The sequence below is a fragment of the Rhodococcus sp. NPDC056506 genome, from assembly GCF_042794945.1.
In the GTDB taxonomy this organism is placed as follows: Bacteria; Actinomycetota; Actinomycetes; order Mycobacteriales; family Mycobacteriaceae; genus Rhodococcus_F.
The window spans coordinates 1-24,213 of record NZ_JBHTSW010000018.1 but is presented as its reverse complement, the minus strand read 5'-3'; the positions used below and the strand labels follow the sequence as shown (position 1 = coordinate 24,213).

General features: G+C 63.1%; 26 protein-coding genes. 12 read left to right on the top strand and 14 right to left on the bottom strand.

The annotated features are described in order from the left end of the window. Positions 1-144: 144 nt before the first annotated feature. On the top strand, positions 145-1,302 hold the full coding sequence (locus ACFQ6H_RS16230) for an acyl-CoA dehydrogenase family protein (protein WP_378647211.1): 1,158 nt from the start codon (positions 145-147) through the stop codon (positions 1,300-1,302). A 66-nt stretch (positions 1,303-1,368) separates the two neighbouring features. On the opposite strand, the gene ACFQ6H_RS16225 is transcribed toward ACFQ6H_RS16230, so the two are convergent. From ACFQ6H_RS16225 to ACFQ6H_RS16215, 3 genes are read right to left on the bottom strand one after another with little or no spacing between them, the layout of a single operon-like run. Further along, positions 1,369-2,589, bottom strand: a complete 1,221-nt coding sequence (locus ACFQ6H_RS16225; protein WP_378647209.1) for a CoA transferase — start codon at positions 2,587-2,589, stop codon at positions 1,369-1,371. A 31-nt stretch (positions 2,590-2,620) separates the two neighbouring features. Next, entirely contained in the window at positions 2,621-3,619 is a 999-nt protein-coding gene (locus tag ACFQ6H_RS16220) for a MaoC family dehydratase (RefSeq protein WP_378531392.1), read from the bottom strand. After that, a complete protein-coding gene (locus ACFQ6H_RS16215; protein WP_378647207.1) occupies positions 3,616-4,491 on the bottom strand; it encodes an HpcH/HpaI aldolase/citrate lyase family protein in 876 nt (291 codons plus the stop codon). Before ACFQ6H_RS16215 ends, ACFQ6H_RS16220 begins: the two co-directional genes overlap by 4 nt. A gap of 199 nt (positions 4,492-4,690) precedes the next feature. Here ACFQ6H_RS16215 and ACFQ6H_RS16210 point away from each other — a divergent pair, with 199 nt between their 5' ends. The 5 genes from ACFQ6H_RS16210 (at position 4,691) to ACFQ6H_RS16190 (ending at position 8,841) form a co-directional block, all read left to right on the top strand. Then, entirely contained in the window at positions 4,691-5,842 is a 1,152-nt protein-coding gene (locus ACFQ6H_RS16210; protein ID WP_003940468.1) for an acyl-CoA dehydrogenase family protein, read from the top strand. Between the two features lie 31 nt (positions 5,843-5,873). After that, positions 5,874-6,620 (top strand): GntR family transcriptional regulator, encoded by a 747-nt coding sequence (locus tag ACFQ6H_RS16205; protein WP_003940169.1) that lies wholly within the window; start codon positions 5,874-5,876, stop codon positions 6,618-6,620. An 80-nt stretch (positions 6,621-6,700) separates the two neighbouring features. Then, complete coding sequence (locus ACFQ6H_RS16200) at positions 6,701-7,153, top strand: MaoC family dehydratase (RefSeq protein ID WP_378531399.1); 453 nt, start codon at positions 6,701-6,703, stop codon at positions 7,151-7,153. 40 nt (positions 7,154-7,193) lie between these two features. Further along, positions 7,194-8,390, top strand: a complete 1,197-nt coding sequence (locus ACFQ6H_RS16195) for an acetyl-CoA C-acetyltransferase (RefSeq protein WP_378647205.1) — start codon at positions 7,194-7,196, stop codon at positions 8,388-8,390. A gap of 61 nt (positions 8,391-8,451) precedes the next feature. Beyond that, a complete protein-coding gene (locus ACFQ6H_RS16190; RefSeq protein WP_317552083.1) occupies positions 8,452-8,841 on the top strand; it encodes a metalloregulator ArsR/SmtB family transcription factor in 390 nt (129 codons plus the stop codon). A gap of 7 nt (positions 8,842-8,848) precedes the next feature. Here the strand turns inward: ACFQ6H_RS16190 and ACFQ6H_RS16185 are convergent, their stop codons facing one another. From ACFQ6H_RS16185 to ACFQ6H_RS16175, 3 genes are all read right to left on the bottom strand, one after another. Further along, positions 8,849-9,346, bottom strand: coding sequence for a hypothetical protein (locus tag ACFQ6H_RS16185; protein ID WP_378531404.1), 498 nt, complete (start codon positions 9,344-9,346; stop codon positions 8,849-8,851). Between the two features lie 111 nt (positions 9,347-9,457). Beyond that, positions 9,458-10,108, bottom strand: coding sequence for a pyridoxamine 5'-phosphate oxidase family protein (locus tag ACFQ6H_RS16180; protein WP_378542448.1), 651 nt, complete (start codon positions 10,106-10,108; stop codon positions 9,458-9,460). Between the two features lie 17 nt (positions 10,109-10,125). Next, positions 10,126-11,079: a DNA-3-methyladenine glycosylase family protein gene (locus ACFQ6H_RS16175; protein WP_378647203.1), complete on the bottom strand. Its 954-nt coding sequence runs from the start codon at positions 11,077-11,079 to the stop codon at positions 10,126-10,128. 45 nt (positions 11,080-11,124) lie between these two features. Between ACFQ6H_RS16175 and ACFQ6H_RS16170 the strand changes: the two genes are divergently transcribed. Further along, positions 11,125-11,676, top strand: a complete 552-nt coding sequence (locus tag ACFQ6H_RS16170; RefSeq protein ID WP_317552080.1) for a ribonuclease H — start codon at positions 11,125-11,127, stop codon at positions 11,674-11,676. 5 nt (positions 11,677-11,681) lie between these two features. Here ACFQ6H_RS16170 and ACFQ6H_RS16165 read toward each other — a convergent pair whose 3' ends face one another. The 3 genes from ACFQ6H_RS16165 to ACFQ6H_RS16155 all read right to left on the bottom strand — a co-directional run bounded on the left by ACFQ6H_RS16165 (position 11,682) and on the right by ACFQ6H_RS16155 (position 14,451). Next, complete coding sequence (locus tag ACFQ6H_RS16165; RefSeq protein ID WP_378647201.1) at positions 11,682-12,680, bottom strand: acryloyl-CoA reductase; 999 nt, start codon at positions 12,678-12,680, stop codon at positions 11,682-11,684. 105 nt (positions 12,681-12,785) lie between these two features. Next, a complete protein-coding gene (locus tag ACFQ6H_RS16160) occupies positions 12,786-13,919 on the bottom strand; it encodes a 12-oxophytodienoate reductase (RefSeq protein ID WP_378647199.1) in 1,134 nt (377 codons plus the stop codon). 4 nt (positions 13,920-13,923) lie between these two features. Continuing rightward, positions 13,924-14,451, bottom strand: a complete 528-nt coding sequence (locus ACFQ6H_RS16155) for a nuclear transport factor 2 family protein (protein ID WP_378542459.1) — start codon at positions 14,449-14,451, stop codon at positions 13,924-13,926. A gap of 125 nt (positions 14,452-14,576) precedes the next feature. Between ACFQ6H_RS16155 and ACFQ6H_RS16150 the strand changes: the two genes are divergently transcribed. Further along, positions 14,577-15,482, top strand: coding sequence for an amidohydrolase family protein (locus ACFQ6H_RS16150; protein WP_378647197.1), 906 nt, complete (start codon positions 14,577-14,579; stop codon positions 15,480-15,482). A gap of 43 nt (positions 15,483-15,525) precedes the next feature. Here ACFQ6H_RS16150 and ACFQ6H_RS16145 read toward each other — a convergent pair whose 3' ends face one another. Then, positions 15,526-16,269, bottom strand: coding sequence for an SDR family NAD(P)-dependent oxidoreductase (locus ACFQ6H_RS16145; protein ID WP_378647195.1), 744 nt, complete (start codon positions 16,267-16,269; stop codon positions 15,526-15,528). 27 nt (positions 16,270-16,296) lie between these two features. Then, positions 16,297-17,235: a 3-oxoacyl-ACP reductase gene (locus ACFQ6H_RS16140; protein ID WP_378446855.1), complete on the bottom strand. Its 939-nt coding sequence runs from the start codon at positions 17,233-17,235 to the stop codon at positions 16,297-16,299. 273 nt (positions 17,236-17,508) lie between these two features. Here ACFQ6H_RS16140 and ACFQ6H_RS16135 point away from each other — a divergent pair, with 273 nt between their 5' ends. Both ACFQ6H_RS16135 and ACFQ6H_RS16130 read left to right on the top strand, forming a co-directional pair. Further along, positions 17,509-17,652: a hypothetical protein gene (locus ACFQ6H_RS16135; protein WP_378542461.1), complete on the top strand. Its 144-nt coding sequence runs from the start codon at positions 17,509-17,511 to the stop codon at positions 17,650-17,652. A gap of 68 nt (positions 17,653-17,720) precedes the next feature. Then, on the top strand, positions 17,721-19,316 hold the full coding sequence (locus ACFQ6H_RS16130; protein ID WP_378647193.1) for an acyl-CoA synthetase: 1,596 nt from the start codon (positions 17,721-17,723) through the stop codon (positions 19,314-19,316). A 56-nt stretch (positions 19,317-19,372) separates the two neighbouring features. Here the strand turns inward: ACFQ6H_RS16130 and ACFQ6H_RS16125 are convergent, their stop codons facing one another. From ACFQ6H_RS16125 to ACFQ6H_RS16115, 3 genes are all read right to left on the bottom strand, one after another. Then, entirely contained in the window at positions 19,373-20,620 is a 1,248-nt protein-coding gene (locus tag ACFQ6H_RS16125; RefSeq protein WP_378531423.1) for an Nramp family divalent metal transporter, read from the bottom strand. 128 nt (positions 20,621-20,748) lie between these two features. Further along, a complete protein-coding gene (locus ACFQ6H_RS16120; protein ID WP_003939809.1) occupies positions 20,749-21,240 on the bottom strand; it encodes a nuclear transport factor 2 family protein in 492 nt (163 codons plus the stop codon). Between the two features lie 32 nt (positions 21,241-21,272). After that, positions 21,273-22,148 (bottom strand): TIGR03619 family F420-dependent LLM class oxidoreductase, encoded by an 876-nt coding sequence (locus tag ACFQ6H_RS16115; RefSeq protein ID WP_378647191.1) that lies wholly within the window; start codon positions 22,146-22,148, stop codon positions 21,273-21,275. 138 nt (positions 22,149-22,286) lie between these two features. On the opposite strand from ACFQ6H_RS16115, the gene ACFQ6H_RS16110 reads away from it, so the two are divergent. Then, positions 22,287-23,195: an IclR family transcriptional regulator gene (locus tag ACFQ6H_RS16110; protein WP_378446850.1), complete on the top strand. Its 909-nt coding sequence runs from the start codon at positions 22,287-22,289 to the stop codon at positions 23,193-23,195. Between the two features lie 76 nt (positions 23,196-23,271). Then, positions 23,272-24,141: an alpha/beta fold hydrolase gene (locus ACFQ6H_RS16105; protein ID WP_019745379.1), complete on the top strand. Its 870-nt coding sequence runs from the start codon at positions 23,272-23,274 to the stop codon at positions 24,139-24,141. The last annotated feature ends 72 nt before the right edge of the window (positions 24,142-24,213 follow it).

The following is a 24,213-nucleotide window of genomic DNA, read 5'->3' as shown; positions in this document are numbered from 1 at the left end:
AGCGGTTGCCTATGTATCGCAGGTCAGGCCATATTGGTACGCCCTATCGGAGCCATAGCCGATGAGTGTTGGATCGGATGCGGAACATTGAGGCAAGGTGAGAAAAAGGATCACCCTGTTCCCTTGACCGACTGGAGTTCATACATGCAGCGCACCGTGTTCAACGAGGATCACGAGGCATTCCGGGCTACTGTCCGCGATTTCATCGCGAAGGAAGTCACCCCGGTCCACGAGAAGTGGGAAGAGGACGGTTACCCGCCCCGTGACTTCTACCGACGACTCGGAGAGCTGGGCGTACTCGGAATTCAGGTGCCGGAGGAATACGGCGGAGGCGGCGAGAAGTCGCTCAAGTTCAACGTCGTCGTCGCCGAGGAAGTTGCTGCCGCCGGGGCGTCGTTCGGCTCGCAGTCGGTGCATACCAACCTAATCCTGCCCTACCTGCTCGAGTACGCGAACGACGAGCAGAAGAGCCGCTGGTTGCCGGGCTTCGCTTCGGGAGATCTGATGTTCGCGATTGCGATGACCGAACCGGGAACGGGTTCGGATCTGGCGAACATCGCGACGACGGCCAAGCTGTCCGAGGACGGCACGCACTACGTGGTCAATGGTTCGAAGACGTTCATCACCGGCGGGGTGCTTGCCGATCGCGTCCTGGTTGTGTGCCGCACCGCCCCCAGTACAGCGGAGAACCGACGCACTGGGTTGTCGATTCTGGTGATCGATACGTCGTCGCCCGGATACTCGGTGGGGCGCAAGATCAACAAGATCGGTCTCAAGACCTCCGATACTGCTGAGCTTTCGTTTGTCGACGTACAGGTGCCCGTCGAGGACCGACTCGGAGAAGAAGGTGACGGGTTCAGCTATCTGACTCACAACCTGGCTCAGGAGCGGTTGACCATCGCGTTCGGCGCGGCCGCCACCGCGAGCGCCGCGCTTCGCTTTGCGATCGACTACGTCAAGGACCGCAAGGTGTTCGGTAAACCCGTCGCGGCATTCCAGAACACCAAATTCGTTCTGGCCGAATGTGCTACCGAGGTCGATGCCATCCAGCTGGTGTCCGACAACGCACTCGAATGCCATGACCGCGGCACGCTGACGATTCCCGACGCAGCGAAGGCGAAACTGTTCTGCACCGAGGCAGCAGGTCGAGTGATCGACAAGTGCCTCCAGTTGCACGGCGGATACGGCTACATCACCGAGTACCCCATCGCACGTCTGTACGCAGACACACGTGTCACGCGAATCTACGGTGGTACAAGCGAAGTCATGAAGACCATCATCGCGAAGGATCTTGGTCTCTGAATTGCAAGCTACGAACTTTCGGCCTCGGAACGATGTTCCGAGGCCGAAAGTATTTTCGTGGGTGGGTCAGTTCGCCGGAACCCCGACGACTCCGTCCGCGATCAGCGTCGAGGCGTGATCGGCGTTGGTTCCGAGGATGCCGGCGAGAACCGCGATCGAGTCGCCGCCGACCTCGGAGGCGGGTCCGGTGCCCAGGTGCGCGCCGTCGAACGAGGCGGGGTTGGCGGCAGCCAGATAGCGTCCGATTCGAGGTTGATCGAGTGCGGAGAACATCGGGTTGTTCTCGAGTTCACCCGATTTCACAACCTCTTCGAAACTGCGGTACCTCTCGAACAGAACTGACGATGTGTCCAGCGCTGCAGCGATCTCGGCGCCGCTGTGTTCCCGGAACCAGTGTGAGAACAGGGCAGTCAGCACCTCTCGATGACGGTAGCGGTCCGCTTCGGTGGAGAAGTCCGCTCCGAGTGCGGTTTCGACGGCGTCGACAGCCGCCGTGGTGCCGGTGACCGACGCAAGGTCGCGGAAATGGCGAGTAGTGAGGGCGACGATCATGAACCGTTCGTCGTCACTGGAGACGAAATCGATTCCGTACGTGCCGTAGACGGCGTTGCCACCGGACTCACGACTGCGGCCGTTCACCTGCACTTCGGTGAGGTAGCCGAGAGTTCCTGCGGTGGCCAACGCGACGTCTTCGAGCGGGAGCGTGATCCGAGATCCATGTCCGGTCGAGTCACGTTGGCGCACTGCGGCAGTGATCGACAGGGCGGCGTAGAGCCCGCATGCGACGTCCCAGGCAGGCAAGGCGTGATTGACAACACCGGCGTAGTCCGCGGGGCCGGTGATCTGTGGAAATCCCAACGCGGCGTTGACCGTGTAGTCGACTCCGGGACTGCCGTCGCGGCGCCCGAGGATCTCGAGAGTGATGACGTCGCTGCGCAACTGGGCCAGGGAGTCGTGGCTCATCCAGTTGCGGCCGCCGGCATTGGTGACCAGGATTCCGCCGCCAGGTCCCGGAGCCGTGACCAGTTGGCGAATCAGTTCCTGGCCGCGCTCGGCACGCATGTCCACCGAGAGTGAGCGTTTGCCCTTGTTGAGCCCGGTCCAGTAGATGCTTTCACCCTCGGCCGTCACCGGCCATCGGTTGTAGTCGGAGGCTCCTCCGATCGGATCGATCCGGATCACGTCGGCACCGAGTTGTGAGAGAGTCAGCCCGCACAGGGGTGCGGCGACAAAGCTCGAGACCTCGACGATGCGAAGCCCGGACAGCGGGCCGGGGGTCTGAGTCATCTGTGTTCCTCCGGGGTAGAAGAGTGTGCGGTCATGCCATCAACACGGTGAAACGCCAGTCGAGGACCGGAGTTTGTGTTGCAGAAGCATTGTGGGAGAACACGAGTGAACGCAGCTGCACTGCGGTTCCGTGTTCGAGGGGCGACGAACCTTCGACGTGCAGTTCGCTCGAGAGGGTATCGCCCTCGTGAACGGGTCCGGCGTGATCGCACGAGTGCCACCCCAGCACTGTCACCACGTTCGGCAGTGCGCGAGTTGCCTGGGCGAGAGCAATCCCGATGGTGTGGCCGCCGTAGACGAGGCGACCGTGAGTGCCGACGCGCTCGTCGTGGTGCGTTGCTGCGATGTTCAAGCTCAGGCGGGCAAGTTCGGGGGCGCTCGAGACGACGTCGCCGCTGCTACGGAACACGGAGCCCACCAAACCTGATTCGAAGTGCTTGCCGGGCACCCGCTCTCGATATGTGTCGAGGTCCCAGCCACTTGGTGAGACGTACGGAGCCGGTTCGAGCGGACCGATCGCACCGAGGTCGTCGGCGTGGCGGGTTCTCGTCTCGATCGGGTCGGGGCTCAGCGGGAGCATGGCGCAGCGGTAGAAGTCGAGGACCGTGTTGCCGTTCTGGTCAGCGGACGTCATCCGTAGCGCCGCAAGTCCGGTGGCGGCGCGTCCCGGCTTGGCCGAGTTCTCTCGTAGACCGACCACTTCGGTCCGTGTGTACAGGGTGTCGCCGAGCACGGGGAAGCGGTGGAATCGCAGTCCACGGTAGAAGAGGTTCGCCTTGACGTGGTGAGTGACCACGGTGGACTGACCGATGGCAATGTCCGTGACCAGTCCTGGATTCGCCACTGGTGCAGCAGAACCCGTGACGCTCGACGACAAGTGTGCGTCGAGAGGCAGGCGCATGCGGTCGCCGAGAATTGCCTGATGGGCGGCGGCGAGTCCACTGGTCAACGTCACCGCGGGGGCTTCGTCGAAGATCTGTCCGTGGGTCAGCTCGTCGAAGTACGGTCCTCCTACGTAGTGCTCGCTCATACGGTGACTCCTTCGGCTCGGGCAAGCGTACGACGCGCTGCCACGGCCACAGCTTCGTCGAGCATCTGACCGTCGAGTTGGGCGGCGCCCGAACCCAGGGTCTCGGCTTCTTCGAGTGCGGTCAATACCCGCCGGGCCTCACTGACAGCGTCCTCCGAAGGGGTGAATGCGCCAGTGGCCGAGTCGATCTGCGCCGGATGGATGACCCATTTGCCGTCGAATCCGAGAGCGCTGGTCCAGTGCGCAGCGCGCCGAAAGGCGTCGTCGTCGGCGATACCGAGGAAGGGCCCGTCGATTGCTGCGATGCCGGCCGCACGGCAGGCGATCAGGATTCTGTCCTGGACGGCAAGCCAGTGTTCCGGCAGCGCCGAGCGCGAGCGACCTAGTGCTGCACCGAGATCGGCGTATCCGATGATCGCGCCCTGGAGGCGAGGAGTCGCGCGGGCGATGGAGTCGGCATTCTGGACGCCGAGCGGAGTTTCGATCAGCGCTTGCAAGGTGGTGTGGTGCCCGCCTGCAGTCGCGAGGATCTGTTCGGCCTCGAGCAGTTCGTCGGACGACTCGACCTTCGGGACGATCACGCTGGTCAGCGATTCTCCGAGGGTGCCGCAGGCGATCAGGTCGTCGCGGGCCCACGGCGTTGCCAGGCCGTTGATCCTCACCGAGATGGTGCGCGTCGCACCGAACTCCTGCACCAGCGCGGTGACGAGGGCCCGCGCCAGGTCCTTGTTTGCCGAAGTGACGGCATCCTCGAGGTCGAGAATCACCTCGTCTGCGCTCGATGCGATGGCTTTGCGGGCCTTGCGCTCGTCCGAACCCGGTGCGACCAGGGACGCGCGGCGTCTGGTCGAGCGGTAGTGGTTCTCGTCCATGTGTGTCGATTACCTCGATCTGGGGTTCAAATGTACGGCCAGTTGTGAAAGTGATGAGCTGCCGTGAACGGCGTTGATGTGCAACGAACTGCCTCGATGCTGGCAGTTGCTGCGTATCCATGTCAAGGAGCGGTATTGACATTGCGCGAACAATATCGAAATATGGCCGTACAAACTTTTTTCAAGTCGAGGCGGATTCATGCTCAAGCTCAACGACGAAGAGACATTCCTGATCGAAACCGTGCGCCGGTTCGTCGACCGAGAGGTCAAGCCCACAGTTCAGGAGGTGGAGCACGCGAACGAGTATCCCGAGAAGTGGATCGATCAGATGAAGCAGATCGGGATCTACGGTCTCGCGATTCCCGAGGAGTACGGCGGATCGCCGGTGTCCATGCCCTGTTATGCGCAGGTGACGCAGGAACTGTCGCGAGGGTGGATGTCCCTGGCGGGAGCGATGGGCGGTCATACGGTGGTCGCGAAGCTCATCTCACTGTTCGGTACCGAAGAGCAGAAGGTGAAATACCTGCCGCGAATGGCAACCGGTGAGATCCGGGCAACCATGGCACTCACCGAGCCTGGCGGTGGCTCCGATCTGCAGGCCATGACGACCAACGCCAAGAGCGACGGCACAGATCTGGTCGTCAACGGGGCCAAGACGTGGATCACCAATGCCCGCCGGTCCGGCGTGATCGCCTTGCTGTGCAAGACCGATCCGAGTGCAAGCCCTCGGCATGCGGGTATCTCGATCGTTCTCGTCGAGCACGGCGAAGGACTGACGGTCTCCCGCGATCTCCCGAAGCTCGGGTACAAGGGCGTCGAGAGTTGTGAATTGTCCTTCGACAACTACCGAATTTCCGAGTCGGCCATTCTCGGTGGCACTCCTGGCAAGGGATTCGGGCAGATGATGAAGGGGCTCGAGACCGGCCGTATCCAGGTGGCATGCCGTGCGCTGGGCGTCGCCACGGCTGCACTCGAGGATTCGCTTGCCTACGCGCAGCAGCGCGAGAGCTTCGGGCAGCCGATCTGGAAGCACCAGTCGATCGGGAACTATCTCGCCGACATGGCAACCAAGTTGACTGCGGCACGGCAGCTGACCTGGCACGCGGCGCAAATGTACGACAGCGGCGAGCGGTGCGACATGGAGGCAGGCATGGCCAAGCTGTACGCCTCCGAGGTGGCAATGGAAATCGCGTTGTCCGCCGTCCGCATCCACGGTGGTTACGGCTACTCGACGGAGTACGACGTCGAACGGTATTTCCGTGATGCGCCGCTGATGATCGTCGGTGAGGGAACCAACGAAATTCAGCGCAACGTGATCGTTTCGCAGTTGGTTGCCCGCGGCGGTCTGTGACGGCCCGGTGAGCAAGTAGGATCATGTCGCTATGAGCGGTAAGGAAAGAGAGACGGAGCCGGCGTACCAACGCCTCTCTCGTGAGCTTCGTCAGCAGATCTCTGCCGGTACCTACCGCGACGGCATTCAACTGCCCACCGAATCCGAACTGGCGCAGCATCATGGCGTGAGCCGGCAGACGGTCCGCCGAGCCTTTCACGACCTCGTTGCCGAGGGCATCGTGTACCGGGTACCCGGGCGCGGAACGTTCGTGACCGAGAACAGTGGCCGCTATCTCCGTCATCTCGGGTCCATCGAAGATCTCATGAACCTTTCGCGGGATACGACGATGGAAGTAGTCTCACCGCTGCAACGGCGCGTGGACATCGAGGCTGCCAGTCGGCTTCGGCTCGACACCGACGTCGTGTACACCGTGGTCTTTCGGCGGATACACGAAGGGGTTCCGTTCGTTCAGACGACGGCGCATCTGCCGGAGGCGATAGCTCGTCAGATCATCGACCTACCCGCAATGGCCGCCGGTGCGGTGAGCGCAAATACCGTGATCGGCTTGCTGGAACCGCTGATCGACAGTCCGATTGTCGAAGCAGCACAATCGATCACGGTGTCCCCGGCGACGGCAGACGTGGCCAGGGACGTCGATTGCGAGATCGGGCACGCCATGTTGCGAGTGGATCGGTTGTACTCCAACGCGCAGGGCGTCGCCAACGAGCTGTCGGTGAGTTACTTCTTGCCGGAGCAGTACACGTATCGGGTGACACTGCGCCGGGGCGCACATTAACGCTGCGCCGGGGCGCACATTAGAGCTGCGCCGGACGCTGTTGCTTTCCTTTGCTGTTCAACACTTTTCAGGAGAGAACTATGCGAATTTTCAACGGAATCGACGAAGTAGAGACGGCTGTCGGTGAGCACTTGGGCTACAGCGCGTGGTTCCCGGTCACACAGGATCGGATCGACAAGTTCGCCGACGCCACCGAGGATCATCAGTGGATTCACGTGGATCCCGAGCGCGCAGCGCAGGGCCCTTACGGCGGCACCATTGCCCACGGCTATCTGACCCTGTCGTTATTGCCGGTGCTGGGCGCTCAGGTGATGCGCGTCGACGGAATTTCCATGACCGTGAACTACGGCAGCAACAAGGTGCGATTCCCCGAACCGGTCAAGGTCGGTTCGTCGGTGCGAGCGGGCGCGGAGATTCTTTCCTTCGAGCGCACGGCGAAGGGCGCGACGATTGTCGTGCGGTACACGATCGACATCGAAGGAGCGGGCAAACCTGCGCTGGTGGCAGACACCGTGCGCCTGCTGGTTGCCTGAGCCCTTTTCCATTATTCCAGAACGAGATTCGAGGTCAGTTGTGAAACGAGCAGCATTGGTCGCGCCGGTCCGAACCGCGGTGGGCCGCTTCGGAGGGGCACTTCGAGACGTGCCAGCGGAAAGTTTGGCTGCCACCGTGGTCAAGGAGACTGTGCGTCGTAGCGGAATCGATCCGTCTCGCATCGACGACGTCGCGATGGGGCAGTCGTATGCCAATTCGGAGGCGCCGTGCATCGGTAGGTGGGCGGCGCTCGAGGCCGGGTTGCCCATTTCGGTGGCCGGCTTCCAAACGGATCGCCGATGCGGAACGGGCCTGCAAGCCATCGTCACTGCGGCCATGATGGTCCAGACGGGTGCTGCCGACGTGGTTCTGGCGGGCGGTGTCGAATCGATGAGCGGGATCGAGCACTACACCACCGGAGCGCGGTGGGGCACCAAAGCCGGTGGGCTGCAACTGTTCGACCGCCTCGATCGTGGTCGCGAGCGCTCGCAACCCGAGTGGCGTTTCGGCCGGATCAGCGGAATGATCGAAACGGCCGAGAACGTCGCGACACGCTGCGGGATCAGTCGGGAAGAGTCGGACGCGTTTGCCGTCGACAGTCACCGAAAAGCAACACTGGCAAGAGATTCCGGCCGGTTCGACGCCGAAATCGTCACCGTCGAACTGAAGGATCGAAAAGGGAAGGTCACACAGTTCCGTGCTGACGAAGGGATCCGTTCGGACACCTCACTCGAAACTCTGGCACGGCTGCGTGCGGTAACCGAGGGTGGCGTCGTGACCGCCGGTAACGCCAGCCAACAGAATGACGCTGCCGCAGCGATGTTGGTGGTCGCCGAGGATCGTCTGGACGAACTGGGGCTGGAGCCCATCGGGTTCCTCGACAGCTGGGCCGCGGCCGGTTGTGAACCGGCGCTGATGGGTCTCGGGCCGGTCGCCGCCGTCTCGAAATTGTTTGCCAGGACGGGTGCAGGCTTCGCCGACTTCGAGCTGGTCGAACTCAACGAAGCGTTTGCGTGCCAGGTTCTCGGTGTCGTGAAGGAATGGGGTTTCGAGGACGTCGATCGCCTGAACGTCAACGGTTCCGGCATCTCGCTCGGGCACCCGGTGGGAGCGACGGGTGCGCGCATGGCGACGACGGCCCTTCACGAACTCAGCCGTCGCGGCGGCGGAAAAGCGCTGTTGACCATGTGCATCGGCGGTGGCCAGGGCATGGCGGCCGTGGTGGAGTCTGCCTGACCAGGTCGCGCTTCTGGGTACACTTGCGGCGGGGGATCGGAAGTTCTACGGAGGCAGTCGGTTGACGAATGCAGGTGCAGCAGACACCAGCGGCGCGCTGAGCATCGAGGATGTTCGTCGCGCCAGGGCTGCACTCGAGGGTTTGGACGTCACCAGTTGGTCCGGTCGCTTCGAACTGCTCTCCGACGCCAACCGTCTGCGTCTGCTGCTCTGCCTTCACCACGCACCGGGTATCTGCGTCACGGATCTGTCCGTGGCGCTGGGGATGAGCGGCACAGCCGTCTCACATGCGCTGCGACTGCTGCGTAGCCAGGGATGGGTGAGCGCGACGCGCGACGGCCGATCGATGCGATACCAACTGGCAGACGACACCGTTCACCAGTTACTGCATTCGATCGGCGCCACGCATTTTCACGAGGAGTCACACACCCCCGGGCACACGCACAGCTGAGCGGCTCTCAAGGAGTCGCGAAGAATTTCTCGACGGCCGGTGCAGCGTTCGGGTTTCCGTTGGTGATTCCTGCGCCGACTCCGGCAACCGTGCCGATGACTCCACCGACAATGCAGCCGGCGATGAAGTTCGGGAAGATCGACAGGCAGCCGATTCCGACGCCTAGGTTGGCCCCGATCAGCGTCGACTGCAGGCCACCGTTGTTCCAGCCGGTATTGACCTCGTTGGCCATGGTGTCGAACGCGGCCTGCTTTGGATCGTTTCCGGGGAAGAGCATCAACGCCGCCTGGCTGTTCGACTCGGCGGTCGGGGTGAACAGGGGTTGGGACGGATCGAAGCCCGCATTCGGGGGCGCTGCGACGGCAGTGCCGGCTCCGGCGCCGACAGCGGCGACAACGAGAACGGACATCGTGAGAGTTCGGGACAGTTTCATGGGGACGGCCAATCTGTCTGTGTGGAACCGGTCGTGAATGGTGGCGGTGCAGTTCGTCAGCCTGAACTCCACCGTCAGGATCGATCGTGCGGACCTCCTCGGGCACAACGGGACCCGTCGTCTTCGCGCGACGGGCCGTGTTTGGTGGCTACCCGACTCCGGGTGCCCTGAAACCGCCTAGTCTCATTCGTTTTTCGACAAGCGAGCGCGCAGTTCTTCGACCTCGGCAGTAAGGCGATCGACCTCGGCTTGCAAGGGTTGGCGTGCCAGAGCGAGGGATTCGTCCATGCGTTCCTTGTCGAAGCGAGGCGTGATGTTTCGACTGCAGTTCCAGTCGAACGCTTCGACGTCGATGACGATGGAGCGCTGAGCTTTTGCCGTCATCGTGCCGCCGGGAACCTGCAAGAGTTGTTGCAGCAGTTCGGGGTCCTGATCCGCTTCGATCACCTGCGCGCGCCCGTAGATCTTCAATCTGGTCCGCGTCGGGTAGTCGATGACGAACAGCGAGATGCGATTGTTCTCTTCCAGATTGCCGAGTGTCACGAATTGCTGATTGCCGGGCAGATCGGCGAATCCGATTCGATTCGGACCCAACACATGCAGGAATCCGCGCGGGCCGCCGCGATGTTGGACGTACGGCCAACCGTCGGGCGTCACCGTGGACATGAAGAAGGAATCCACGGATTTCACGAATCCCTGAGCGCGGAAATCGAATTCCATCGGGCCTTCGTCGGGCTGATCGAGTTTCGAACCGTAGACGGTGAAGCTACCGGTCGACCGCTGACGCTCCACCGCAGCGGGTGAGAAGGCGATGTGTGCGTATCGGGTCGACATTTTTTATCTCCTGGTGCTCAGTGCCAGCGGTGGTCGGCAACGGCTGTTCGCGGACCGAACTTGGGTTTGACTGCTTGACCGCTGACCTGCAGCAGTCGTACAGCGCGGTATCGATGCGGTTGGAGGGGAGCGAGGTACTGCACCATCTGGGCGTCGTCGATCGGTTCACCCAGCAGCGACCACCCGACGACCGCGGCGAGGTGATAGTCACCGACCGAGAGTGCGTCGGAATCGCCGAAGGCACGCTGCGCCACTTCGGCGGCAGTCCAGATCCCGACGCCGGGGACCGCTCGCAATCGTTTGGTCGCTTCCGCTCTGGAGAACGTGGATGCCTGCTCGAGGCGGTCGGCGACGCGAGCGCACTGAACGATCGTCTTGGACCTCGCGGGATCGACGTTCGCGCGATGGAACTCCCACGACGGCATTCGACGCCATTGGTCCGTGGTGAGTGGAACGCGCATTCCGTCGGGCGCGGGGCCGGGTGGGCGCTCACCGAACTTGGTCAACAGGCGGCGCCACGCGGCAAACGCGTCGATGCCGTGAACTCGTTGCTCGAGGATCGCTGGTACGAGAGCCTCCATGACGCGTCCGGTGCGGCCGATGCGCAGATGAGGGAAGCGTCGATGGGCTTCGGCGAGCTTGGGATGTTCGGGGGCAAAATCTTCGGCTTCGTCGTCGAGGCCGAGCAGCGCTTCGGCGCCTTTCAGTAATTCCGTGGCACCGGGACCCCACGCCTGCACGCGGACCGTGTGCCGATCCGACTGCGTGATGCGGTAGGTCACAGGACCCGAAAGTTGGCGGGAAACTCGCCAGATCGCTCCGTCGGCGGACCGCCGATGTGCGGGGTCGCCGGGTCCGCGCTGATGCGGGCTGAGCGTCAGCGCGGCATCGAGTGGTCGCTGAGAAGTCACCGTGACTTCGTCGGCCGGAGATAGCGGCGTCATCGAGGTCAGCGTATCGCCACCGTCCATCCTCCGTTAAGGCGTGTGTCGGTGGCGCAACGTATTGTCCGAGCCATGATCATCGTGAGCACCGACGGATCCTGTCTGCGAAACCCCGGTGGGGCTATCGGCTGGGCGTGGGTCAATCACGAGGGTCCGAGCATGTCCGGCGGAGAAGCGTCCGGCACCAACCAGATTGCCGAGTTGCGTGCCCTCTTCGAGGCTGTCGTCGCGCATCCGGGTGGGGATCCACTGCTCATCGAATCCGACTCGCAGTACGCCATCAAGTGCGCGTCGGAATGGCTGCCGAGTTGGAAGCGCAAGGGATGGAAGACCGCGAGCGGCGGGGCGGTCAAGAATCTGGAACTGGTGCAGAGCATCGACCGAGCCATCACCGACCGTGTCGGACCGGTGCGCTTTCGCTGGGTGCGCGGGCACGTCGGCAACCACTACAACGAGATGGCCGACAAGTTGGCCGGCGAAGCCGCACGCGCCATCGTCTCGGGGGACATCGCGTCGGTCCCGCTTGCGGCGCCGGTGAAGAAGGAACCGACCGTCGTGAACTCCTCGTACAAAGAGAAGTCCACGACGGCCGAAGAACCGGCAGATCTGTTCACGCTTTTCTGAGCGGTTCAGAAACCGTCGGCAACCTGAACGAGCGCCCGGCCCGTGTACTTGCCCTCGCGTACCTGATCGATCACCGAGACGACGTCGCGGACGGCAACGAGGTTCGTGATTTCCTTCAGATGACGTGGCGCAAGGTCGGAGCCCAGACGTGCCCACAGTGCACGACGGGGTTCGATCGGCATTAGTACCGAGTCCATACCCAGCAGTGAGACTCCGCGGAGAATGAACGGCAGCACGGTCGTAGGCAGCGCGGCGCCACCGGTCAATCCGCTGGCAGCGACAACACCGCCGTAGTTGATCGTGCTCAGTACGTGGGCGAGGGTCTTTCCGCCGACGCAGTCGACGGCCGCCGCCCACTGGGATTTCCCGAGCGGACGGGGCTTGGCGTCGGGATCCTCGGGGAGCCGGCCGATCACCGAAGACGCACCGAGAGACGTCAGAAGGTCTGCCGCACCGGGCTTGCCACTGGAGGCGACCACGTCGAAGCCTGCGCTTGCCAGAAGGTCGACGCTGACGGTGCCGACGCCGCCGCTCGCGCCGGTCACCAGTACCGGACCGTCGGCGGGCTTCACTCCGCTGGCCAGAATCGCTTGGACACTCATGGCGGCGGTGAATCCAGCCGTGCCGATTGCAGCAGCGTCGGCAGTGGAGATGCCGTCGAGCTTCACCACCCACTCGGCAGGCAGCCTGGCGATCTCCGCGTAGCCGCCGTTGCGGGCGGTCCCGATCTCGTATCCGTGGGCCACCACCTTGTCGCCGGGGGCGAACGCGTCGGACTCGGAGGCAATGACCTCGCCGGCAACGTCGATACCGGGGACGATCGGGTAGTCGCGAACCACCCCGCCCTTCGGGGTGACCGCGAGGGCGTCTTTGTAGTTGACGCTCGAATATTCGACACGAATGGTGACCTCACCTGCAGGGAGGAAGGATTCGTCGACGGTTTCGGGGGCGAAGTCGATGGAGCCGTCGCTGTCGCGGGCGACCCAGGCGTTGAAAGTAGTCATAAGTCGAACATAAAGGCCTTCGGCCCTGTGCGCCTTCTTGGTAGTGCGAACTACCGGAAAGGCGCACAGGGGCGGAGCCCCTAGATCAACACAGGGCCGGAGCCCCTAGATCAAGCTGCCCTCATGCACCGCTCGATCGAAAGCCGGCAGCGGACCGCCCGCGCGCAGGGTCGTCGCCAACGCAGGATCGGCGAGATGGAGACGGCCGATCGCGATCAGATCGAACTCACCACTGCCGATGCGCTCCTCGAGTTGCGGGATGTTGTCCACGACAGGTGCGACGCCTTCGATGCGACTGTCGCGCAGTGACTTTCCGATCCCGACGCTACCGACGGCCATCGTGACGGCACCGGTCAGCTTCTTTGCCCAACCGGCCAGTGAGAGGTCGCTGCCTTCGAAGGCCGGGACGTCGAAACGCCTGATGCTGGCGTCGAGGACGTCCACTCCGGCGTCGACCAGCGCGCCCAGGATGACACCCAACTCCTCGGGAGTTTCCGCGATCTTCGCGGTGAAATCCTGCTGCTTGTGCTGCGAGAAACGGTAGATGATCGGCAGATCCGGGCCGATTGCCGCGCGGATTGCAGCGACGACGGCGGCCGGGAACTTGGTACGACGCTCCAGGTCGCCGCCCCACGCGTCATTGCGCTGGTTGGTGCCCTCCCAGAAGAAGGAATCGAGGAGGTAGCCGTGACCGCCGTGGATCGCGATACCGTCGAAGCCGAGTTCGACAGCGTGCTTCGCGCTGCGGACATAGGCGTCGATGACGTCCTGGATGTCCTGCTCGGTCATCGCCTCGGTGCTAGCCTGCGCGCGCTCGACGTAGGCAGCGGAGTACGAGGTGACGCCGAGCGGGCCCCATTCACCGGAGGGGCGCATCGGCTTGAGTGACGGGTCCATCTGCGTCATCGCGCCCCACAGCGGTCCGACGTGCCAGAGCTGAGGCACGATCTTGCCGCCCGCAGCGTGCACGTCGTCGACGACCTTGCGCCATCCAGCCTGCGCAGCGGGGGTGTGGAGGTTGGGGACGTTGGCGTGATCGACAGCAGTCTCGTGATCGATCGCGACGCCTTCGGTGACGATCAACCCGGTGCCGCCCTCAGCGCGTCGGCGGTAGTAGTCGGCAACGTCGCGGCCGGGCACGCCCTCGATGGAGTACGTGCGCGTCATCGGCGACATGACTATTCGGTTGGACAGTTCGAGCGAACGGATGCGGAGCGGTTGGAACAGCGGGTTGGTCACTTCGTCACAGCGCTTTCATGAATCGGAAGAATCCGGGGTCCTGGTCGACACGGAGCCTGGTGAGGGTTCGGTAGCTGATCAGCCACTTGCCGTCTTCTTTGCGGTATTCCTCGTGGTAGTGGCCGTAGCCGTGCAGATGCAGCTCTTTCTCGCCGTCGTTCCACCACAACATGTCCTCCATCGCCCAGATACCAGTTGCGGTGGTGGGTGAGGTGAGCACAATTTCGGGGGTGTGTGCGTGGTGCGCTGTGGTGAGGGGGATGTCGCCGTCGAGCATGTTCCGAATTGCTGCGGTGAGCTTGTCGATTCCCACTACCTGGTTCGAGGTGTCACCGGTCTTGGGTTGCTTGTCTGTCGGGAGTCCGCCCCACGTCTCGCTGACGACGTCTGCGGTGTGCAGGGTTGGGTAGACGTGCCACTGCTTGGTGTCCATACAGCGTAGGCGCGCGGCGAAGACACGCTTGATTTCCTCGATGGCGAGCAGTTCCTCGACGGCACTGATCGACTCCACTTCGGACTCGGTCTGAGACATTCAACCTCCAACAGTGATCGGCAATATGGGTTCACATTCGGGTGCTCGGGTCAGGCCGTCAACGACCTGTCCCGGTGAGCGCGACGGCACTCGGTATGGTCGAGCGAACGAAAGGGGTGTCAGACGTGTGTACCGAAGAGGTCCCATCGACCGGACCGGAAGAGATTGCCGAGGTTCGGGCTTTCTGGCGCGATTTGGGTGTTCCGGGTGTGATCGACGTCCATACCCATTTCATGCCGAAGAGCGTCATGGACAAGGTGTGGGGCTACTTCGATTCCGCGGGACCGATGATCGGTCGACCGTGGCCCATCGCCTACCGACTTGCCGAGGAAGAACGGGTACACCGTCTCCGCGAGTTCGGCGTCCGGGCTTTCACGTCGATGATCTACCCCCACAAGCACGCGATGGCCGAATGGCTCAACCAGTGGGCCGTCGAATTTGCCGCGCAAACACCTGATTGCCTGCACACGGCCACGTTCTATCCCGAGGAGTCGGCGGCGTCGTACGTAGGGAAGGCGTTGGAGTCCGGGGCGCGAATCTTCAAGTCCCACATCCAGGTCGGCAATTACGATCCGAACGATCCTCTGCTCGACAAGGTCTGGGGTCAGCTCGAGGACTCCGAGACGCCCATCGTGATTCACTGTGGTTCGGGACCGGCTCCGGGGGAGTACACGGGACCCGATCGCATCGCTTCGCTGCTGGCACGGTACCCGCGCCTGCCGTTGATCGTCGCGCACATGGGGATGCCCGAGTACAGCGAATTCCTCGATCTTGCAGAGGCTTACGGCAACGTCCACCTGGATACGACCATGGCGTTCACCGACTTCACGGAAGAGCAGTGCGCCTTCCCGAAGGCCGATGTCTCTCGGCTCGTCGACATGCAGGACCGGATTCTGTTCGGTAGCGACTTCCCGAACATTCCGTACCCGTATCTCACCGCCTTGCAGGCGGTTACGCGCTTCGATCTCGGTGACGAGTGGCTGCGAGCCGTTGTGCACGACAACGCTGCCAAGCTCTTCTCGGTGAGCTGAGCCCACCGAGAAGACCTTCGACTCAGCCGGTGAGGAGCTTCGCTCAGCGCAGTTTGATGCTGCCGCCGTCGGCCATCAGCGTCTGACCTGTCATGTACTTGGAGTCCTCGCTCGCCAGGAACACCACGACGGGAGCGATGTCGGTTTCGGGATCACCGATGCGTCCGAGAGGTACCTTGGCGACGGATGCGGCTGCGCGCTCGGGGAAGGCTTCCTGCCACTTGACGACGCCTTCGGTGGCGGCGAACGGGCAGACAACGTTGACCCGAATGCCCTCTGGCGCCCACTCGTTGGCGACTACGCGAGTCAGGCCTCGCACAGCTTCCTTGGCTGCCGCGTAGGACGTCTGGGTGGGCATGCCGTCCAGGCCGGAGCCCGACGCGAAGTTGACGACCGAACCCTTGGTCTTCGCGAGTTCGTCGTGGCATGCCTGCATCAGGTGGACGACAGGGTAGAAGCCGGTGTTGAAGGACAGGTCGAACATGTCCTGCGTGGTTTCGAGCAACGGAGCCTGACGGGACGCGTGAGCGTTGTTCACCAGGATGTCGAGCTTGCCGAAAGCATCGAGCGCGGCGTCACGGATCTGCTCGGCAGAACCTGTGGCAGCGAGGTCGACGTTCAGGAATTTGCCGGCCCCGGCCAGTTCCTCCTCGAGTGCCTGGCCCTGCTCGTCGTTGATGTCGACGAACAGGACCTTCGCGCCTTCACGAGCGAAGACTCGGGTGATGGCACGACCGATTCCGCCGGCGCCGCCGGTGACGATCGCTACCTTGCCGTTCAACCTCATGAAAACGCTCCTCTTCGTAGGTGCTTCTTAAACTGTTGCGGTCTCGTCGACTGCAAGGGCAATCTTTTCGAGGCCGGCGATGCTGTAGGCAGCGTAGGTCTCGTACGGTCCGCGGCCTGAGAAGTAGGACGAGAGCTGGCCACCGAGCTCTTCGACGGTGAACGCGGATCCGGCTGCGTCGAAACGATTTTCGACCTTGGGTGCTTCCATCAACGCCACCATCTTGCCGTAGACGACGAAGACCTGGCCGTTGATCTCGTCGGAATCGGGGGATGCGAGGTAGCTGACAAGGGTCGCGACGCGCTCGGGTGCCAGCGGATCGAGACCGCTTACGCCGGTGTTGTTCTCGCCGAAAGCTTCTGCTGTCATGGCGGTGCGGGCGCGGGGGCAGATCGCGTTGGTGCGGACGCCGTAGCGGGAGAGACCTGATGCGCTCGAGAGCGTCAGAGCGGTGATACCGGCCTTGGCCGCCGAGTAGTTGGGCTGTCCGGCGCTGCCGAAGAGGAAGGCCTCGGAAGAGGTGTTGATGATGCGGCCGTAGACCGGTGCGTCGGCTGCCTTGCTGGCTGCGCGCCAGTGGACTGCGGCTGCGTGCGAGGTGGCGGCGTGACCCTTGAGGTGCACGCGGATGACGTCGTCCCAATCGGATTCGGTCAGGTTGAAGATCATCTTGTCGCGCAGGATGCCTGCATTGTTGACGAGGATGTCGAAGGATCCGAAGTTCTTGACAGCTTCTTCGATGATGCGCCCGCCGAGCGACCAGTCGGAGACGTCGCCGGTGATGGCGAGTGCCTGTCCACCTGCGGCCTTGATCTCGTCGACCACGTCGTTGGCCGCTGCACCCATGTCGTTGACGATGACAGCTGCGCCGGCAGCGGCGAGTCCGAGTGCCTCGGCGCGACCCAGGCCGGCACCGGCGCCGGTGACGGCGGCAACTTTGCCTTCCAAGCTCAGTGATTGCGTCATGTCGTGCTCCTTCGATCCGGTCTGGCGGTAAGTTCGGCAAAATTAGTATTCATTCTAATTTGAAGTCGAGAGTTCGGTTGCCGTTCCGAAAAAATCATTCGAACAGAATCAGAATTAGTTCTAGTTTTGAACACAAGTCTGGCCATCTGAGGGGCAGTCCCACTCAGCGGGAGCGGTGATCTGGGTCACGAGCCGTGCATGCCACCTTGGGGCGACGCGGCGATCCCACCGCGTACGCGCTTGCGTCACCACCGATCCTGTCCCGGAGCCATCATGGTTGTCGACACCCAGAAACGTCCCCACCCCACACCTCCGTCGGAAATCCTCACGGCGGGATCGGCTTTCGCGACCTCTGGTGGTGCGACGGGTGAATCCGCCCAGTTCCTGGCCGCATTCGTCGGCGCCAAAATCGGATAGTTCTCACCGCAAACGCAGTACGGTCGGCCCCGAATTCGCCGGGCCGGACATCAAGGAAGGCACCAGCAGTGTCATTGAATTTGGCAGATCTGTTCGAGGGTATTTCGGATTTGATTCCGGACCGCACGGCACTCGTGTGCGATGGGCGTCGTCGCACATACGTCGAGTTGGACGAGGGCTCGAATCGCATCGCCCGCCACCTGGCGAGTGTCGGTGTCGGGCCGGGCGACCACGTTGCTCTGCACATGCGCAACAGCATCGAGTTCGTCGAAAGTTTGCTCGGGTGCCTCAAAATCCGCGCGGTCCCGATCAACGTCAACTATCGCTACGTCGACGCCGAACTGACCTACCTGTACAACGATTCGCAGTCGGTAGCGCTGATCGTGGACGAGGAGTTCGTTCCCGTCGTGGAGACGGTTCTCCCGGCCGTGCCGGGCATCAAACACGTCGTCGTCGTCGGCGAGTCGGCGGTCCGCGACATCGAAGGTGTCGACGTCGTTCGATATGCCGACGCTGCAGCGGAGCAACCCGCTACTCGTGACTTCGCGCCTCGCAGCAACGACGACCTGTTTGTCATCTACACCGGCGGCACGACGGGAATGCCCAAGGGCGTCATGTGGCGGCATGAAGACTTCTACTTCGCGGCGCTCACCGGCGGAAATCCGTTCGGTCCGCCGCATACGACTGCCGAAGCTCTGTATGCCGCGGTACCGAACGTTCCCGCGATGAACATGCTCAGCACCGCACCCCTGATGCACGGCGCGGCGTCCTACTCGCTGTTCACCGGATTCTTCATGGGTGCCAACGCAATCCTCATGGCGCGGTTCGACGCGAAGTCGACGCTGCAGCTCGCCGGGAGTGAGAAGGCCGTCTCCATCACCGTCGTCGGAGATGCGATGGCTCGTCCGCTCGCAGACGAATTGGCGTCGAACGCAGCAGATTACGACCTCAGTACAGTCGGAATGATTTCGTCGGGCGGAGCGTTGTTCTCGCTCTCACTGCGCGAGCAGCTCAAGTCGATGCTTCCGAACCTGGTGATTCGCGACGGATTCGGCTCCTCCGAGTCGGGAGTCGACGGCAATCTCGAAATCGGCGAAGACGGCCTGATGCGCATTGCCGCTCGCGACGAGACCCGCGTCGTGGACGAAAGGATGCGGCCGCTGGAGCCGGGATCCCCCGAGACCGGATACATCGCTCGCAGTGGTCACGTGCCGGTCGGTTACTTCAATGATCCGGTCAAGACCGCGGCTACGTTCCCGGTGATCGACGGGGTGCGGATGTCGGTGCTCGGCGACGTCGGACGCGTGGAAGCCGACGGCTCGATCGTCTTGCTGGGACGTGGTTCTCAGTGCATCAACACCGGCGGGGAGAAGGTGTATCCGGAAGAGGTCGAGCAGGCGCTCAAGAGTCACCCGGCGGTGCTCGACGCTCTGGTCGCGGGAATTCCGGATGCGAAGTTCGGTGAGCGTGTCGCTGCGGTAATCACGACCCGCGAGGGCTTCGACGTCCCGGACGCTGCCGAGATCGGTGAGCATTGCGCGTCGCACGTTGCTCGGTACAAGGTGCCGCGCACTGTTGTCAGTGTGCCGTCGATCAGGCGCTCTCCCAGCGGAAAGGCCGACTATCGCTGGGCCAAGGCCACTCTCGCCGAGCAAGCCTCCTGATCCGGCCGGAGTCATCCAGCGCGTTTGTGAGGGACGCGTTGGGTGGCTCCGGTGCTCTAGCCTGTCACCGTCAGAACCAGCAGCGCGACGTTGAGCGCAACGATCAAACCCGCTGCAACCCATGCCGCGACGGTCGTGAGCGGGGCATTGCGCGCGTCGCCCATGAGTTCGGGGTCCGAGGTCATACGCACCAGTGGGATGATCGCGAAGGGGATGCACAGGCTCAAGACCACTTGGCTGAGTACGAGTGCGAGAGTCGGATCGACGCCGAGTCCGAGCACGATCAGCGCCGGGATGAGAGTGACGATTCGGCGTGTGATCACCGGAATGCGAATGGCCAGAAGGCCATGCATGATCTCGGCGCCGGCCGCGCACCCCACGGAGGTCGACGCGAGTCCGGAGGCGAGGAGTCCGATCGCGAATACGACGGCCACGCCAGGGCCGAGTGAATTCTCGATCGCGGCATGCGCGCCGTCGATGGTGTCGGTGCCGGGTACTCCGCGCAGTGCCGACGCGGCCAGGAGCAGCATGCCGATGTTCACGCCGCCGGCGATGATCAACGCGACGACGACATCCCAACGCGTGACCTTGAGTAGTCGCTGCAATCGTGGCCCAGGTTTGATGTGGCCGTGGCGATCTCGGGCCAATGCGGAGTGCAGGTAGATCGCGTGCGGCATGACCGTGGCGCCGAGCATGCTGGCGGCGAGCAGTACGGTCTCGGTTCCTTCGAAGCGGGGGACCAGTCCGGCGACGGCTTCGCTACCGGAGACGTCGGTGAAGGCGAGTCCGGTCAGGAAGCCGATCGTGATGATGGCCAGCAATCCCATGACCACGAACTCGAAAGTGCGCTGTCCGCGCCGACTTTGGATCGTCAGGATCACCATCGACACGCAACCGGTGATCAACCCACCGACGAAGAGCGGGACGTTGAAGAGCAGGTTGAGTGCGATGGCGCCGCCGATGACCTCGGCCACGTCGGTTGCGATCGCCATCATCTCGGCCTGGAGCCAGAACGCGCGACGGTTGTTCTTACGCAGGCGCTGACCCAGCATTTCGGGCAGGGATCTGCCGGAGACCAGTCCGAGTTTCGCGGACAGATACTGCACCAGGACGGCCATCGCGTTGGCGAGTACCAGCACCCAGATGAGCAGGTAGCCGTACTTCGCGCCGGCAGTCAGGTTGGCGGCGACGTTGCCCGGATCGACGTACGCGATGGCCGCGACGAACGCCGGACCGAGCAGGGCGATGGATCTCCCCGTAGGTCGTCGGCGCGGAGTCGTCGGCTCTTGCGTACTGGTGCTCATCGGTCTCCTGGTCGCACGTACTCGGACCTGCCGGTTCGAATATGTGAACTATAGAGTTCGGGGAGCCAAACTTTCAACCGCTGTGCGCGGTTAGTGACCGCAGAGACTCTCTAACCGCGCACAGGGGGTTAGGCCGTCACCCCGGCTGCCAGCAGGGCGCGGGCCTCGGGTCGGCCGTCGAGGAGAGCGTTGGTGCGCAACTCGACCTTCCACTCGCCGTCTGTCTTGATCAGCTCCCAACGGTTTGCGGTGATGCGGAGGACCTTGAATCCCGTCGGGTTCTCGGGATCCTTGATGACCAACTGTGAATGGCAGGTAGCGACGGCCTTGTTGCCGTCGATGCGGATGTGCGCGGGCGTCATCATGTGCGCCGCGCCGTTCATGATCCAGTTCTGGTGAGAGGCGCTGTGAACCATGGCCCGCAGTTCGCCGCGGCCGTGCATCGCGCCGGTGTCGACGTCGTAGACACCGTCCTCGAGCCACAGGTTCGCGACTTCGTCGGCCGATCCGCTGTCGACGGCGGGGCTGTACGTGGTCAGCAGTTCGGTGATCGCGAGCTTGTCCTCGAGCAATTCCACTCGGGCGAGCAGGGATTCGATCAGGGCGGTCGAGTCGGTCATCGGTGGGTCCTTTGCATTGGATTATCGGCGAATCAGGAAGTGGTGAAAGAGAAGCCCTCGGCGAGGGCGATTCGGTGAAGTTCTTCGAGTTGTTCGCAGTAGTGTTCGGCGCTTCGAGCGCCGACCGAGCAACTGGCGATGGTCGCCCCGGCGTCGCGGACGCGAGTCAAGGCGCGAAGCGTGGACTCGGGATCGCCGAGGGGATCGAGCGGAGCGCCGGCAGGGAGGACGACGTCGAATCCGTCGGGGAGCGTCGTGGCGCCCAGCATTTCCTTCAGTTCGGAGAATCTCAGCCCGAACGGAACCCACCCGTCGCCGTGTGTGGTGGCCCGGCGCAACGATCTCTTGGTCCGGCCGCCGATCCACAGGGGCACACGTTTCTGGACGGCATGAGGTTCGACGACAAATCCGGAGTAGTCGTAGAACTCGCCGTGATACTCCGGAGTCGGCGTCGACAACGATGTCCGAAGGGCGGCCAAAGCGTCGTCGGCACGCGCTCCTCGATCGGTGAATGGAGCATTTACGAGATCGAATTCTTGTTTCAGAGTCCCCACTCCGAGTCCGAGTATCAGGCGTCCGTTGCTGACGCGATCCAGCGTTCCGTAGCGCTTGGCGATCTCGAGGGGATGGTGATAGCCCAGCACCAGCACCTGCGTCGCCAGCAGGATTCGTGATGTACGTGCGGCGAGAAAACCGAGGGTGGCGAGCGGATCCCAGTAGGTTCCGCCACGTTCGGTGGCGATCTCTTCTGGAACCGCGACGTGTTCACTGCAGGTCAGATGGTGGAAACCGAGTTGATCCGCCGCGGCAGCAATTGTGGCAATCTCACCGATGTCAGCACTCGCCTCCCACTCCGAACGTGTGCTCGGGTGCTGAATCAGGACCGGCGTGACGATTCCCAGGTGCATCGGGCGTTTATAGCCCTCCCGCACACGCGGCGGCAGGTGAATTACCGCTGATCGGGATCGAAAAGGTTGATTCACTTTCCAGAAACTGTGACCTGGGTTATAGTCGGTAGAATCAATTCCAGTTTTCGGGAGGCGTCCATGACCATCGTTGACATGAACGACACACTGTCCACCGTCCAGACCGCCGCCGGGCTACCCAAGAAGGATCTGCCGCCGTCGATGGTCGAGCGGATGACACTGATTCTCGACGCCTTCGACGGCCGCGCCGCACGGCTGACGCTGGAAGAGGTCGCGTGCCGCACTCAGTTGCCGCGGTCCACCGTCCACCGCATTCTCGATCAGCTCGTCAAACTGGACTGGGTTGATCACGCATCGTTCGGCTACTGTCTCGGGCGCCGTGCACTCGGCCTCGGTGGTGGCGACGGCGGCCACAGCCAGATCCGCGAAGCCGCAGCGCCGCTTCTGCACGAGTTGCACCTGCAGACCGGCATGGTTGTTCATCTGTCGGTGCTCGACGGGCGCGAGAGTGTCTACCTCGACAAGGTCGGCGGGCGGTTCGCCGCGGCGCTACCGTCCCGCGTCGGCGGCCGAGTACTCGCCCATTCGACGGCCGGAGGCAAGGCGATGCTGGCGTGGATCGACCCCGAGCGTGTCGACGCTCTGTTCGGGTCGGCGCTTCCCCGCTGCACCGAGAACACGATCACCGACGTCGCGGTGCTCCATCAGGAACTGAACCGGATCCGTCAGCGTCGGGGCCTGGCCTTCGAGCGCGGAGAGTCGGCACGTGGGGTCGCTTGTGTGGCGTCGGCAATCCGCGGACACGAGGGTCCCGTCGGCAGCATCGCGTTGTGTGGGGACATGCGGACCGCTCAGCTCGAGCGAGTTGCTCCGCTGGTAGTCGACGCGGCTCGCGAGGTGTCGCGCACGCTGTACCCCGAACTGGGCGCTCCCCGCCGTGGCCGCAAAACCCCTCCTGTTCCGACCAATACGTTCTCCGCGGAGACGATGGATCGCCTGCTGGCAGCGTCGTCCGACCACTGGATCTGACGTATTTTGATCGACTTGTCTCGCTGATCGGGACGAGTCATAGCAGCTCAGCGGTACTGATGGCACCGTTCGGACCATGACGACTGAACTGAGCTACGAGGGAACCCTGAAGGAACTGCAGACCGATCTCGGTGTGCTCCGGTACCACGAAGCCGGCGACGGCCCGCCGCTACTGCTGCTGCACGGATCGGGCCCCGGAGTCACCGGTTGGCGTAACTACCGCGGCGTTCTCGCGGACTTCGCGGAGCACTTCCACTGCTACGTTCTCGAGTTTCCCGGATTCGGCGTCAGCGATCCCGGCCCCGACCATCCGATGATGATGGCGCAGGCATCGGTCGGCATGTTCCTCGACGGTCTGGGCCTCGGACCGGTCCACATGATCGGTAACTCCATGGGCGGCATCGTCGCCACCAAGGTTGCGATCGACGAGCCACATCGGGTCAGCAAGCTCGTCACCATCGGCGGTATGGGCAAGAACACCTTCTCTCCCGGCCCCGGTGAAGGCATCAAACTCCTCATGGAGTTCACCGACAACCCCACCCGCGAAGCTCTGGTCCGTTGGTTGCATTCGATGGTCTTCGACCGTGCCGTTGTCACCGAGCAGCTCATCGAAGAGCGTTGGGCCCTCGCCACCGAGCCGACGACGCTCGAGATCGCCCGCCGTATGTACAGCAGCAAGGCCATGGCAGCTATGGGCGCGGCTGCTGCTGCGTCGACCGCCGTGCCGTACTGGGCGCAGCTGAACAAGATCAAGGCGCCGACGCTGTTGACCTGGGGACGCGACGACCGCGTCAGCCCCGTGGACATGGCGATCCTGCCGATGCGCGACATCCCCAACGGCGAAGTTCACATCTTCCCCAACTGCGGACACTGGACGATGATCGAGGCCCGCGACGCTTGGGTTGCGTCCGTTCTGGCATTCCTTACCCGGCCCGAAGGCAAGTAACGGGCTTCGCCCCCCGTGCGCCGTTTTTGTTTCCCCCCCAAACCAAAAAGCCCACCCGGGGGGGGCCCACAC